A 13,609-nucleotide genomic window follows, 5' to 3' on the forward strand; every position below is an offset into this window, starting at 1 on the left:
CATGACCTTAACCGAATTGCGGTACATCGTCGCAGTCGCCCAAGAACGTCATTTCGGTCGGGCGGCGCGGCGTTGTTTTGTCAGCCAGCCCACTTTGTCTATTGCCATTAAGAAATTGGAAGAAGAGCTTGCCGTCTCTTTGTTTGACCGTAGCAGCAACGATATTATTACGACTGAGGCGGGGGAACGTATCGTTGCACAGGCGCGTAAGGTATTGGAAGAGGCGGAGCTTATCAGGCATTTGGCAAATGAAGAACAAAACGAGCTGGAGGGTGCGTTCAAACTCGGGCTGATTTTTACGGTTGCGCCGTACCTGTTGCCGAAATTGATTGTTTCGTTGCGCCGTACTGCACCGAAAATGCCTTTGATGTTGGAAGAGAATTACACGCATACTTTGACCGAGTCGCTCAAACGCGGGGACGTTGACGCGATTATCGTTGCCGAACCGTTTCAAGAGCCGGGCATTGTTACCGAACCCTTGTATGACGAACCGTTTTTCGTGATTGTCCCGAAAGGGCATTCATTTGAGGAACTGGATGCCGTTTCGCCCCGGATGCTGGGTGAGGAGCAGGTTTTGCTGCTGACGGAAGGTAACTGTATGCGGGATCAGGTGCTCTCAAGCTGTTCCGAATTGGCGGCGAAACAACGCATACAGGGGCTGACCAATACATTGCAGGGCAGCTCGATCAATACAATCCGCCATATGGTCGCCAGCGGTTTGGCAATCAGCGTGTTGCCGGCAACCGCGCTGACCGAAAACGATCATATGCTGTTCAGCATTATTCCGTTTGAGGGTACGCCGCCAAGCCGGCGGGTCGTATTGGCGTACCGCCGCAATTTTGTCCGTCCGAAGGCGTTGTCGGCGATGAAGGCGGCGATTATGCAGTCGCAGCTTCACGGGGTAAGTTTTATCCACGACTAGGCGCGGGCAATGCCGTCTGAAACGAAACGGGTTTCAGACGGCATTTGTTATCTCTGCCGTCAATCAGGCAAACCGATTTGACCTGCAATCGTTTTTTATTTCACTTTCGTACATACCTCACGGGAAGTTCCGTCTTCAGACACTAATTTTCCTGTTTTATCCAGTTGATACACTTCATCTTTTCCGGGTTTGTCCATCTGCGCGACCAATCCGGTGTATATCATACTTTCCAAGAATTGGCCGTCTTCTGATTCTTCCAACCATGCCAATGTTTCAGGGCTGTGGAGTCGTGAAACTTTGCTGTACTTGATTTGGCTTTGCGTTAAGGCATTGTTCTCAAAATGCCATTTGCCTCCGCCGACAATATGGTATGTCAAGACATTGCCGTCATCATCCACTTTGAGTATGGCATCGCCACGGAAGCTGCCGTCCTGAAGATATTCGACTTTTGTATCACTGCGGATGTTTTCATCAGTGCCGATGCAATGCCACATACCGACAATCGGAGAAGCCGTGGCGGTTGTTGCGGATAAAAGCATCGGCAGAATAAAGCGTTTCATCTATTTCCTTTTTGAAAAGAGGCCGTCTGAAAAACATTTTTCAGACGGCCTTTGCGGGTATTTTACTGTAGGCGGACGTTCAAGAAATATAAATCACGAGGCCGGCAATCAGCACCAGTTGGACACCCAGCTTCATCAGTGCGGTACGGCTGACGAAGTAGATAAACCAAGTGCCGGTCAAAATCAACAGTAGAATAATCAGCCATGGCCGCCATTTGTTGAGGTGGACGGCTTCGGTAAAGCAGGTATGAATATGAAGTACGACGATGGCGACGACGAGCAATGTAGGCACGATGAAGTCCATCATTTGATTCCCTTTTGATGAGGTCGTCTGAAAAATATTTTTCAGACGGCCTTGTTTATTCAATCAAATCAGTCTTTCAACTTCGCCAACTGATTTTGCACTTTCGCCATTTTGTCTTCCAACTCCGCCAAATCGGCTTTGTCTTTTTCCACCAAATGCACCGGGGCTTTTTCGGTGTAGCCGGGTTTGGAGAGTTTGGCGTTGAGTTTGTCCAAGGCTTTTTGCAGCTTCTCGGCCTCTTTGCTCAAACGGGCGGTTTCGGCGGCTTTATCGATTTCGACTTTCAGCATCAGGCGCGCGCCGTTGCAGACGGCGACAGGTGCATCTTCCGCTTCGGGCAGGGCGGCGACTTGCTGTGCTTCGGTCAGGCGGGTCATCATCGGCAGGTATTTGAGGTAGTCTGCCAAGTCGTCCGCGCTTTCGACAAACAGCGGGGCTTTCACGTTGGGCTGGATACCCATTTCACCGCGCAGGTTGCGGACGGTGCCGATCAAATCCTGCAACACGGTCATTTGCCCGAATGCCGTCTGAACAATATCGCCGCCGTCGGCTTCGGGGAAGCGGGCGAGCATGATGCTGTCGGCGGTTTTCGCGTCGCACATAGGAGCGACGGTTTGCCACAGTTCTTCGGTGATGAAGGGGATAATCGGATGCAGCAGGCGCAGGGCGGCTTCGAGTACGCGCAACAAGGTATGGCGTGTGGCGCGCTGGCGGCTGGCGCAACCGGTTTGAAGCTGCACTTTGGCGAGTTCCAAATACCAGTCGCAATAGTCGTTCCACACGAAGCTGTACAGGGTTTCCGCCGCCAAATCAAAGCGGTAGGTTTCGTAGGCTTGCGTAACCTGCTCGATGGTCTGATTCAGACGGCCTACAATCCACATATCGGGGAAGGAATAGCCGCGTGGTTCGGTGGCGGTTGCGCCGTAGCCGCAGTCTTGGTTTTCAGTGTTCATCAAGACGAAGTTGGTGGCGTTCCAGATTTTGTTGCAGAAGTTGCGGTAGCCTTCGGCGCGTTTGAAGTCGAAGTTCACGCTGCGCCCCAAGCTGGCGTAGCTCGCCATGGTGAAGCGCAATGCGTCCGCGCCCATGCTGGGGATACCTTCGGGGAAGAGTTTTTTGGTTGCTTCTTCCACTTTCGGCGCGGTTTCGGGTTTGCGCAGGCCGGTGGTGCGTTTCACCAGCAGTTTTTCCAAGTCGATGCCGTCGATCAAATCCACAGGGTCGATGACGTTGCCTTCGGATTTGGACATTTTTTTGCCTTCGTGGTCGCGCACGATGCCGTGGATGTACACGTCTTTAAACGGTACTTTGCCGGTAAAGTGGGTGGTCATCATAATCATGCGTGCCACCCAGAAGAAGATGATTTCGTAGCCGGTAACCAAGACGTTGGACGGCAGGAAGGCTTTGAGTTCGTCGGTTTCAGACGGCCAGCCGAGCGTAGAGAACGGCACGAGTGCGGAGGAGAACCATGTGTCCAATACGTCTTCTTCGCGGGTCAAACCGGTTTTGCCGGCCTGTTTTTCGGCTTCCGCCTGATTGCGGGCAACGTACACATTGCCTGCTTCGTCGTACCACGCGGGGATTTGATGACCCCACCACAGTTGGCGCGAGATACACCAGTCTTGGATATTGTTCATCCATTGGTTGTAGGTGTTGACCCAGTTTTCGGGGATGAAGCGTACCGCGCCGCTGTCGACGGCTTTTTTGGCTTTGTCGGCGAGGCTTAAGCCTTTGAATTCGCTGTCCGGCTCGCCGCCGTTTGGCGTGGCGGACATGGCGACAAACCATTGGCTGGTCAGCATTGGCTCAATCACTGAGCCTGTACGGTCGCCTTTCGGCGTCATCAGCGTGTGCGCTTTGATTTCGACCAACAAGCCTTGTTCCTGCAAATCGGCAACCATTTGTTTGCGCGCGGCAAAGCGGTCCAAGCCTGCGTATTTTTCAGGCAGGGCAAAGCCTTGTTGCGCCTCGCCTTTGAAGTTGAACACTTCGGCGTTTGCCAATACTTTGGCTTCCAAATCAAACACATTAATCAGGCGCGTGTCGTGGCGTTTGCCGACTTCGTAGTCGTTGAAGTCGTGCGCAGGCGTGATTTTCACGCAGCCTGTGCCAAAGTCTTTTTCAACGTATTCGTCGGCAATCACGGGAATGGTGCGGCCGGTCAGCGGCAGGATTAATTCCTTGCCGATTAAGTGGATGTAACGTTCGTCTTCGGGATTGACGGCAACGGCAACGTCGCCCAGCAGCGTTTCGGGGCGGGTGGTCGCAACAATCACGGCTTCGGCGGGATTGTCCGCCAGCGGATAGCGGATGTGCCACATAGAGCCTTGTTCTTCCACGCTTTCCACTTCCAAATCCGATACTGCCGTACCCAAAACCGGATCCCAGTTCACCAAGCGTTTGCCACGGTAAATCAAACCCTGTTCATACAGGCGCACGAACACTTCGGTTACGGTTTCAGCGCGCACGTCGTCCATCGTGAAATACTCGCGCGTCCAGTCGGCAGAACAGCCCACGCGGCGCATTTGTTGGGTAATCGTACCGCCGGAAACTTCTTTCCATTCCCACACTTTTTCCAAGAATTTTTCACGGCCCAAGTCATGACGGGACACGTTTTGCGCGGCAAGCTGACGCTCGACCACGATTTGCGTGGCGATGCCCGCGTGGTCGGTGCCGGGAATCCAGGCGGTATTGCAGCCTTTCATGCGGTAGTAGCGGGTCAGGCCGTCCATGATGGTTTGGTTGAAGGCATGGCCCATGTGCAGCGTGCCAGTTACATTGGGCGGCGGTAGCTGGATGGAGAAAGACGGTTTCGTCAAATCCATATCGGGCTGGAAATAGCCTTGGCTTTCCCAGTTTTGATAGTGTTTGGATTCGATTTCGGCGGGGGAGTATTTGTCTAACATATGAAGCCCTGAGAAATAAGATGATTTGATGGTTTGAATTATAGCGCAAATGCCGTCTGAAACGCTTTTGGAGGTTTCAGACGGCATCAAAAGGATACGGTCAGCGGATGATGCCGCGCGTCGATTGTGCGAAAAAGTCTCGGAATACGGCAAGTTCGGCTTGGGTTTCGGCGCGGCGGAGAATGTCTGCCTTGGCCTCTTCAAACGGAATGCCGCGATGGTAGAGGGTTTTGTACACGTCTTTGACGGCGGAAATCTGCTCTGCGGTAAAACCGTTGCGGCGCATGCCTTCGCTGTTGAGCCCCGCCGGTTCGGCGCGGTAGCCCGATGCCATAAAGTAGGGCGGTACGTCTTTGTGTACGCCTGCGGCGAAGGCGGTCATGGCGTAGTCGCCGATGCGGCAGAATTGGAAAACCAGCGTGTAGCCGCCCAAAACGACGTAGTCGCCGATGGTAACGTGTCCGGCAAGCGAGGCGTTGTTGGCGAAGATGGTGTGGTTGCCGACCACGCAGTCGTGCGCGAGGTGGCAGTACGCCATAATCCAGTTGTCGTCGCCGATACGGGTTTCGCCGATGCCGGTAACTGTTCCGAGGTTGAACGTTGTAAATTCGCGGATGGTGTTGCCGTTGCCGATAATCAGCCGGGTCGGCTCGTCGCGGTATTTTTTGTCCTGCGGAATTTCGCCGAGGCTGGCAAATTGGAAAATGCGGTTGTTTTCGCCGATGGTGGTGTGGCCGTTGATGACGGCGTGCGGACCGATTTCTGTATTCGCACCGATTTGGACGTTGGGGCCGATAACGGTGTACGCGCCGACTTTGACGCTGGAGTCGAGTTCGGCTTTGGGGTCGATGACGGCGGTCGGGTGGATGAGGGGCATATTTTGTTCCTTCGGATGGGTATGCCGTCTGAAGGCCTGTGAGGATGTTCAGACGGCATCATGTGCATCAAACCACGCGTTTGGCGCACATAATCACGGCTTCAACGGCGACTTGCCCATCTACTTTGGCAACGGCGTTGAATTTGCCGATGCCGCGCCGGCTGGTCAGCAGCTCGACTTCAAAGACGAGTTGGTCGCCGGGGATGACTTGGCGTTTGAAACGGGCTTCGTCTATACCGGCGAAGAAGAAGAATTCGTTTTCCTTGCGGCCGCCTTCGCTGAGGATGGCGAGTGTGCCGCAGGCTTGCGCCATCGCTTCGATGATGAGTACGCCGGGCATCACGGGCAGGTCGGGAAAGTGGCCTTGGAACTGCGGTTCGTTTATGGTTACGTTTTTGATGGCGGTCAGGGTTTTCATCGGCTCGAAAGCGGTGATGCGGTCGAGCTGGAGAAACGGGTAGCGGTGGGGGATGAGTTTTTGGATGTCTTTGGCTTCGATAGGGAGTTGTACGTCCATGTTTTTGTGTTCCTTGGAAAAATCGGTTTGGATTTATTGCGTGTCTTTGCCGTCTGAAAGCTGCTGTTCCAGCGTTTTGAGGCGTTTGTTCATTTCGCTTAAGCGGTGGATGTAAACGGCGTTGCGCGCCCATTCTTTATGCTCGGACATCGGGAAGATGCCGGCGAGGTGTTTGCCGCTTTCGGTAATGCTGTGGGTGACGGACGTGCCGCCGCCGATGGTGGTTTTGTCGGCGATTTCGATGTGTCCGACCGTGCCGACGCCGCCGCCGATGATGCAGTAGCTGCCTATGGTTACGCTGCCTGAGATGCCGGTTTTGGCGGCGATGACGGTGTGCGAACCGATTTTGCAGTTGTGTCCGATTTGGACTTGGTTGTCGATTTTGGTGCCGTTGCCGACGGTGGTGTCGCTCATCGCGCCCCGGTCGATGTTGGTGTTTGAACCGATTTCTACGTCGTCGCCCAGCGTTACCGCGCCGGTTTGCGGGATTTTAAACCACGAGTCGCCGGCGAAGGCGAGTCCGAAGCCGTCTGCGCCGATGACCGCGCCGCTGTGGATTTCGACGCGGTTGCCGAGTGTGCAACCGTAATAAACGACGGCGTTGGGATGTAAAACAACTTCATCACCTAAACGGCAATCGTGTTGGACGACGGCGTTTGCCAAGATGCGGCAGCCTTCGCCGAGTACGGTGTTCGCGCCGATGTAGGCGTTCGCGCCGATTTCGCAGCTTGCGGGAACGGTTGCGCCCGGTTCGACGACGGCGGTCGGATGGATGCCGCCGCGCGCTTTGACGACGGGTGAAAACAGGCGCGCGACTTTGGCGAAATAGAGATAGGGGTCGTCGGCGACAATCAGGTTGCGCCCTTCAAATCCGTCTGCCGCTTTGGCGGAAACGATGACCGCGCCCGCGCTGCTGTCGTGGACTTCGGCTTTGTATTTCGGGTTGGCGAGGAAGCTGATGTGTTCCGCCTGCGCGTCTGCGAGCGGGCGCACGGCAGTAACGGAAATGTCCTCGCCGCGCCATTCGCCGCCGAGCCGCGCGGTGATTTGGGACAGGGTGTAGGTGGCCGGAATCATGGTTTTCCTGTTCGGTATGCCGTCTGAAAGGGTCAGCGGGCGTTCATTTCTTTAATGACGCTGTCGGTAACGTCGTATTGGGTGTTGACGTAAATCACGTCCTGCAAAATGACATCGTAACCTTCCTGTTTGGCGATTTTGACGATGACGCGGTTGGCGTTTTGCTGGAGGGAGGCAAACTCTTCGTTGCGGCGGAGGTTGTAGTCTTCTTCAAACTGCGCCTGTTTTTTGCGGAACGACGCGACCAGTTCGCGCCATTTTTCTTCGGCTTGCGCCTTTTTTGCGTCTTTGAGTTTGCCTTCGGCAAGCTGCCTTTCCAAATCCAAACCTTCGCGTTGCAGTTTTTGCAATTCGTCCTGGCGGGCGGAAAATTCGCCGTCCAGCGTTTTTTGAATCTCGCGCGCCTGCTTGGATTCGAGGTAGATGCGCTCGGTGTTGATAAAGCCGATTTTTTGGAAGGTGTCGGCGTGCGCGCCTGCGGTGCAGCACAAACCGATCAGGGCGGCGGCAAACGCGCGGGTCAAACGGGTCATGGTAAAACTCCTTCGGATGTTGCCGCGAAATGCCGTCTGAAGGGCTTCAGACGGCATTTGCGGGATTAGAACGTCGTGCCGAGTTGGAATTGGAAGCGTTGGATTTCGTCTTCCGGTTTTTTCTTCAGCGGGTAGGCGTAGCTGAATTTCATCGGGCCCAAAGGCGAGAGCCAGGTAACCGCGCCGCCGGCGGAATAGCGCAATTCGTTGGTAAAGGTGGATTTGTGCGCGTTTTCCGGGTAAACCGATTTGTTGTTGCCGCTTTCGGCGGCGGTATAGGTTTTGCCGTCCCATACGCTGCCTGCGTCGGCAAACAGGCTCAGGCGGACGGTGCGCGCGTCTTTCGCACCGGGCATCGGGAAGAGCAGCTCGGCGGAAACGTTGGCTTTTTTGTTGCCGCCGTAGCTGATTTTGTCGCCGTATTCGTCATACACTTTCGGACCGAGCGTGCCGCTTTCGTAGCCGCGCACCGAACCCAGACCGCCGCCGTAGAAGTTTTCAAAGAAGGGGATTTCTTTGGTTTTGCTGTAGCCGTTGGCATAGCCGGCTTCGCCGCCGAGCATCAGCGTGAAGGTTTTGCTCAGGGGGAAGAACCAGGTTTGGTTGTGGGTGGCGGAGTAGTATTGCAGTTTGCTGCCGGGCAGGGCGATTTCGGCATTCACGCCGGTCAGGTAGCCGCGCGTCGGCCACAGGGCATTGTCGGTTTTGTTGCGCCCCCAGCCGACGGTACCTTTGTACAGCCAGCCTTTGAAGCTGCCGTCTGTGCCGTTGGTTTTGCCGTATTGTTTGATAAAGTCGGCATAGCGTTTGGGTGCTTTGTTGTAGGTGTTGACGGTCAGGTGTTCCGCCGCCAGACCGAAATTCACGCGGTCGTATTCGGTAACGGGGATACCCATCCTTACGCCGCCGCCGACGGTGGTGGTTTTATATTGTTTGACACTGGTCGATGCTTTGCGCGGGTCGAAGGCTTTTCCGTAAATATCGTAGCCCAGGCTGACCCCGTCTGCCGTGAAGTACGGGTCGGTAAACGACAGCGAGCCGTTGAGCGTGGTTTTGCTTCGTGAGGCGCGCACGGATGCGGATTTGCCCGTGCCGAAGAGGTTGTCCTGCGATACGCCGGCAGACATCACCAAACCGGTATCCTGCACCCAGCCCGCGCTCAAGTCGAGCGAGCCGGTGGAGCGTTCGGCCAGGCTCATGTTCAAATCGACTTTGTCGGGCGTGCCGGCAAGCGGGACGGCATCAAACTGTACGTTGTCGAAGTAGCCCAACAGCTCGACGCGCTCTTTGGAACGTTGCAGCTTGGAGGTGTCGTAAGGCGCAGATTCCATTTGGCGCAATTCGCGGCGGACGACTTCGTCGCGGGTTTTGTTGTTGCCGGTGATGTGGATTTCGTTGACGTAGATTTTCCGGCCCGGTTCGATGTGCAGGACGAAATCGACGGTTTTGGTTTCGGCGTTCGGCAGCGGCTGTACGCTGATTTCGCTGTATGCGTAGCCTGCCGAGCCCATGCGGTTCTGAATCTCACCTAAAACGGCGGTCATCTGCTGACGTTCGTACCATTTGCCGGGCTTCATGGTCAGCAGTTTTTCCAGTTCGGCCTTGGGGACTTCGTTGGTGTCGCCTTCAATCGACACTTTGCCCCAGCGGAAACGTCCGCCTTCGTGGACGGTGATTTTGATGGTCTGCTTGGTTTTGTCTTCGTTGGTTTGGATGTCGGTATCGAGGATACGGAAATCGAAGTAGCCGTTGTTTTGGTAGAAGTCGGTTACTTTTTCCATGTCTTGGGCAAATTTCTGCTCGTTGAATTGGTTGCTTCGTGTCAGCCAGGTCCAAATGCCGCCTTCGGTCAGGGACATCTGCCGCATCAGTTTGCGGTCGGAATAGACTTGGTTGCCTTCAAATTCGATGTCGGTAATTTTGGCGGATTTGCCCTCGTCAATCGTGATGTCGATGTCGACGCGGTTGCGGGCGAGTTTGGTTACTTTGGGCGTGATTTGGATATTGAGTTTGCCGCGTCCGAGGTATTCTTCTTTCAGTCCGGCGACTGCCTGATTGAGTGTCGCCTGATTAAAGTATTGCGACTGCGCCAGCCCGAACGATTCGAGGTTTTTCTTGATGGCGTCGTTTTGCAGCATTTTTGCGCCGGTGATGTTGAGCGAGCCGATGGTGGGGCGTTCGATGACGGTCAGCAGGAGCTGCCCGTCCGCAGTTTCGACGCGCACGTCGTCGAAAAAGCCGGTGGCGTACAGGCTTTTGATGATTTCCCCGCCGCGATCGTCGTTGTAGGTATCGCCGACTTTGACGGGCAGGTAGTTGAATACGGTGCTCGGCTCGGTACGCTGCAAGCCTTCGACGCGGATGTCTTGGATGGTGAAGTCGGCAAATGCCAAAGGCGATATGCCCAACATCATCAGTGCGGAAGCAATCTGTTTCAGTTTCATCGTAAGTTCCTTGTGGTGCGGAATGCGGTTTCAGACGGCATTCCGAAACGTAAAATCTAACCGAGCAGCCGGGTAACGTCGTTGAAGAAGGCGACCGCCATCATCAGCATCATGAGGGCGAGCCCGAAGCGCAAACCGATGTTTTGGACGCGTTCGCCCAAAGGTTTGCCGCGTATCCATTCGGCAGTATAAAACACGAGGTGCCCGCCGTCCAAAACGGGGACGGGCAGCAGGTTCAGCACGCCGAGGCTGATGCTGACCAACGCTAAAAATTCCAAATAACTTTGCAAGCCGAGTTCGGCGGACTGTCCGGCAATATCGGCAATGGTCAGTGGCCCGGAAATATGGCTGACGGAGGCGTTGCCGCTAATCAGTTTGCCGAAAAATTTGAGGGTTGTCCATGAGTGGGAAACGGTTTTTTCCCAGCCCATGCCGAATGCGCGGACAACAGACGGACGGTAGCTGCGGCGGATCTGCGCGTCCCACGCCCTGTCCGGCTGCGGACGGAGGCCGACGCGCCCGATCAGGGTGTGGTCGGGCTGTTCGACAGTATCGGGGCGGATGTCGGCGGTGTGGGTTTGTCCGGCGCGTTCGTAGGTCAGGGTGATTTTTTTGCCGGGGCTTTGGCGGGTCAGGTTTGCCCATTCCTGCCATGAGGCGATGGGTTTGCCGTCGGCGGCAGTCAGCCTGTCGCCCGGTTTCAGACCTGCTTTTTCGGCGGGGCTGCCTTTTTCCACGCCGCCGGCAACGGTTGTGATTTTAAAGGGCATCAGCCCGATGTAGCCTTGGTTTTTTGCGATTTTGCCGGCTTCCGGCGTGCCTGCGGCATCGATGGTGCGGACGGTTTGCGCGCCCGATGCCGTCTGAACGGCGACGGCGACTTTGCCGGCTTCGAGGTTGAGGACGATTTCGGTTTGCGCGCTGCCCCAATCTGCAACGGGTGTGCCGTTGACGGATTGTATTTTATCGCCGCTTTGGAAGCCGGCGCGGGCGGCAATGGTGTCGGGTTCGACTGTGCCGACATAGGGGCGGATTTCGGTAACGCCGAAGGAAAAACTTAAGCCGTAAAGCAAAACCGCCAGTGCGAGGTTGGTCAGCGGGCCTGCGGCGACGATGGCGATGCGTTTGGCGGGGTGTTGTTTGTCAAAAGCGTAGGGTAAATCGGCTTCTGATACTTCGCCTTCGCGCGTATCGACCATTTTGACGTAACCGCCCAACGGAATCGGGGCGAGGCACCATTCGGTGTCGCCGCGCTTTCGGGTGAAAAATGGTTTGCCGAAGCCGACGGAAAAGCGCACAACCTTGACGCCGCACAATCTGGCGACGATGTAGTGTCCGAATTCGTGCAGGCTGACCAAAATCAGGATGGCGGCGATAAAGGCGATCAGGGTTTGCAAATGATTTTCCTTTGATAACGGTGTTCAGACGGCATCAGCGCAGTGTGCCGATAAATGCCCGCGCCTGTGCGCGTGTCCGGGCATCTTGCGCCAAGAGCTCCCCTATATCGCCTATGCCGTCTGAAAAGTCTTGTGCGAGGCAGTGGGCGACGGTTTTGGCAATGTCGGTAAACTTAATCTGCCCGTCCAAAAAGGCGGCGACGGCGGCTTCGTTGGCGGCGTTCAATACGCAGGGCGCGGCTCCGCCTGCGTTCATGGCTTCATAGGCGAGCTTCAGGCAGGGGAAGCGGTCAAAGTCGGGCTTTTGGAAGGTCAGCGCGGACAATGCGTCGAAATCAAGGTCGCTGACACCCGAATCGATGCGCTCGGGCAAACCCAAACAATACGCGATGGGCGTACGCATATCGGGATTGCCCAGTTGCGCCAACACGGAGCCGTCGCGGTAGCGCACCATGCTGTGTATCACGGATTGCGGATGGATGACGACTTCGAGTTTATCAGGCGGGCAGTTGAACAGCCAATGCGCTTCAATCAGCTCCAAACCTTTGTTCATCATGGTGGCGGAATCGACGGAGATTTTGCGCCCCATACTCCAATTGGGGTGTTTGACCGCTTGCGCGGGCGTAATGCTGTCGAACGTGCCTAAATCGGCCGTCAGAAACGGGCCGCCGGAAGCGGTCAGGATAATCGAGCGGATGCCGTGTTCGTTCAGACGGCCTGTGTAATCACGCGGCAAAACTTGGAAAATGGCGTTGTGTTCGCTGTCGATAGGCAACACTGCCGCACCGTTTGCACGGGCGGTTTCCATAAACAACGCGCCGGAAACCACCAGCGTCTCTTTGTTCGCCAGATAAATGGTTTTGCCTTTTTGCGCCGCTGCGAGCGCGGAAGGCAGCCCCGCCGCCCCGACGATGGCGCACATGACACCGCTGACTTCGCCGGCAGAGGCAACATCGATCAATGCCTGCGCGCCGTGTAAAACCTGCGTCGCCGTGCCGTCGCGTTTCAACAGGGCTTCAAGCCGGGCGGTGTGTTCCGCATCGGCAACGACGGCATATTCGGGGCGGAACGTTTGACATTGAGCCGCCAGTTTCTCGACCTGCTTATGCCCTGCCAGCGCGAATACGCGGAATTTTTCGGGGTGGCGGGAGACAACGTCCAGCGTGCTTTCGCCTATGCTGCCGGTACTGCCTAATATGGTCAGGACTTGTGGTGTCATAATGAGGATAACTTTATACCAGATGCCGTCTGAAGCGTTTTCAGACGGCATAGAATCAATTTAAAACCGACATCATCGCCGCATAGACGCTGATAACGGCAATCAGGCTGTCGGTGCGGTCAAACACGCCGCCGTGTCCGGGCAGCAGCTTGCTGCTGTCTTTGATGCCCGCCGCACGTTTGAGCCAGCTTTCCAACAGATCACCGCATACGCTGACAACGGTCAGCACCAAACCGATTAACACGGTATCGAACCAGCCTGTATCGAATGCCAGCCAGCTGGCACTTCGTACGGCAGTCATGTACACGGCCACGCAAACCGCGCCGCCGATTGCGCCTTCCCAGCTTTTGCCGGGGCTGATTGCCGGTGCGATTTTGTGTTTACCGAACGCCTTGCCGCTGAAATACGCGCAAACGTCGGCAACCCAGACCAGACCCATGACGGCGAGCAGCGGAAGGGCATCATCGGGATTCGGGCGCAGGGATAGGAGCGCGAACCAAAACGGCATGACCAGAAGCCAGCCGACGGCATAAACCTGCCAACCGCCGTTGAGCCTCCATTTGAATCTCAACCATAAAGGCATGATGGCGAGCCAAAATGCCAAAACAACATACCAAACCAAATTAGGCAGCATCCAGCCGCCCGCATAGGCAACCACGCCGAAAACCAAGGTTGCGGCGAGGTAATGGTTGGTTTTGATTTTGCACAAACCGCCCATACGGGCATATTCCCACAAGGCAATCAGGGCAATCAGCCCGCAAAATGCAGCCCACAACCATTGCGGCGCGTAAAACAGCATGCCCAGCATCAGCGGCAGCAGCCACATAGCGGTTATTACCCGTTGTTTCAGCAT

At 55.6% G+C, this 13,609-nt stretch carries 12 protein-coding genes; 1 reads left to right on the forward strand and 11 read right to left on the reverse strand.

What is annotated here, in order from left to right; all coding sequences use genetic code 11:
- The first annotated feature begins 1 nt into the window (after position 1).
- Complete coding sequence (oxyR, locus tag Q9J32_RS05725) at positions 2 to 922, forward strand: LysR family transcriptional regulator OxyR (RefSeq protein ID WP_003749828.1); 921 nt, start codon at positions 2 to 4, stop codon at positions 920 to 922.
- 95 nt (positions 923 to 1,017) lie between these two features.
- Here oxyR and Q9J32_RS05730 read toward each other — a convergent pair whose 3' ends face one another.
- The 11 genes from Q9J32_RS05730 to Q9J32_RS05780 form a co-directional block, all read right to left on the reverse strand.
- Positions 1,018 to 1,482 (reverse strand): hypothetical protein, encoded by a 465-nt coding sequence (locus Q9J32_RS05730; RefSeq protein ID WP_301883555.1) that lies wholly within the window; start codon positions 1,480 to 1,482, stop codon positions 1,018 to 1,020.
- A gap of 79 nt (positions 1,483 to 1,561) precedes the next feature.
- Positions 1,562 to 1,789, reverse strand: a complete 228-nt coding sequence (locus tag Q9J32_RS05735) for an enterochelin ABC transporter (protein WP_301883552.1) — start codon at positions 1,787 to 1,789, stop codon at positions 1,562 to 1,564.
- A gap of 65 nt (positions 1,790 to 1,854) precedes the next feature.
- Positions 1,855 to 4,692: a valine--tRNA ligase gene (locus tag Q9J32_RS05740; RefSeq protein WP_301883592.1), complete on the reverse strand. Its 2,838-nt coding sequence runs from the start codon at positions 4,690 to 4,692 to the stop codon at positions 1,855 to 1,857.
- A gap of 100 nt (positions 4,693 to 4,792) precedes the next feature.
- Positions 4,793 to 5,569: an acyl-ACP--UDP-N-acetylglucosamine O-acyltransferase gene (gene lpxA, locus Q9J32_RS05745; RefSeq protein WP_301883550.1), complete on the reverse strand. Its 777-nt coding sequence runs from the start codon at positions 5,567 to 5,569 to the stop codon at positions 4,793 to 4,795.
- A 67-nt stretch (positions 5,570 to 5,636) separates the two neighbouring features.
- On the reverse strand, positions 5,637 to 6,086 hold the full coding sequence (fabZ, locus tag Q9J32_RS05750) for a 3-hydroxyacyl-ACP dehydratase FabZ (RefSeq protein WP_002231544.1): 450 nt from the start codon (positions 6,084 to 6,086) through the stop codon (positions 5,637 to 5,639).
- Between the two features lie 33 nt (positions 6,087 to 6,119).
- A complete protein-coding gene (gene lpxD, locus Q9J32_RS05755; RefSeq protein WP_301883548.1) occupies positions 6,120 to 7,163 on the reverse strand; it encodes a UDP-3-O-(3-hydroxymyristoyl)glucosamine N-acyltransferase in 1,044 nt (347 codons plus the stop codon).
- Between the two features lie 32 nt (positions 7,164 to 7,195).
- Positions 7,196 to 7,696 carry an OmpH/Skp family outer membrane protein gene (locus Q9J32_RS05760; protein ID WP_301883586.1) on the reverse strand — a complete coding sequence of 167 codons (501 nt, stop codon included), beginning with the start codon at positions 7,694 to 7,696 and terminating at the stop codon, positions 7,196 to 7,198.
- A gap of 65 nt (positions 7,697 to 7,761) precedes the next feature.
- Positions 7,762 to 10,140, reverse strand: coding sequence for an outer membrane protein assembly factor BamA (gene bamA, locus Q9J32_RS05765; protein ID WP_301883545.1), 2,379 nt, complete (start codon positions 10,138 to 10,140; stop codon positions 7,762 to 7,764).
- Positions 10,141 to 10,196: 56 nt separating this feature from the next.
- The gene (gene rseP / locus Q9J32_RS05770) at positions 10,197 to 11,537 is read right to left on the reverse strand and encodes an RIP metalloprotease RseP (protein WP_301883544.1); all 1,341 of its coding nucleotides are present in this window, start codon (positions 11,535 to 11,537) and stop codon (positions 10,197 to 10,199) included.
- Between the two features lie 34 nt (positions 11,538 to 11,571).
- The gene (gene ispC / locus Q9J32_RS05775; protein WP_301883543.1) at positions 11,572 to 12,807 is read right to left on the reverse strand and encodes a 1-deoxy-D-xylulose-5-phosphate reductoisomerase; all 1,236 of its coding nucleotides are present in this window, start codon (positions 12,805 to 12,807) and stop codon (positions 11,572 to 11,574) included.
- A gap of 4 nt (positions 12,808 to 12,811) precedes the next feature.
- Positions 12,812 to 13,609, reverse strand: coding sequence for a phosphatidate cytidylyltransferase (locus tag Q9J32_RS05780; protein ID WP_301883540.1), 798 nt, complete (start codon positions 13,607 to 13,609; stop codon positions 12,812 to 12,814).

It is taken from the genome of Neisseria uirgultaei, assembly GCF_962719845.1.
GTDB lineage: Bacteria > Pseudomonadota > Gammaproteobacteria > Burkholderiales > Neisseriaceae > Neisseria > Neisseria bergeri.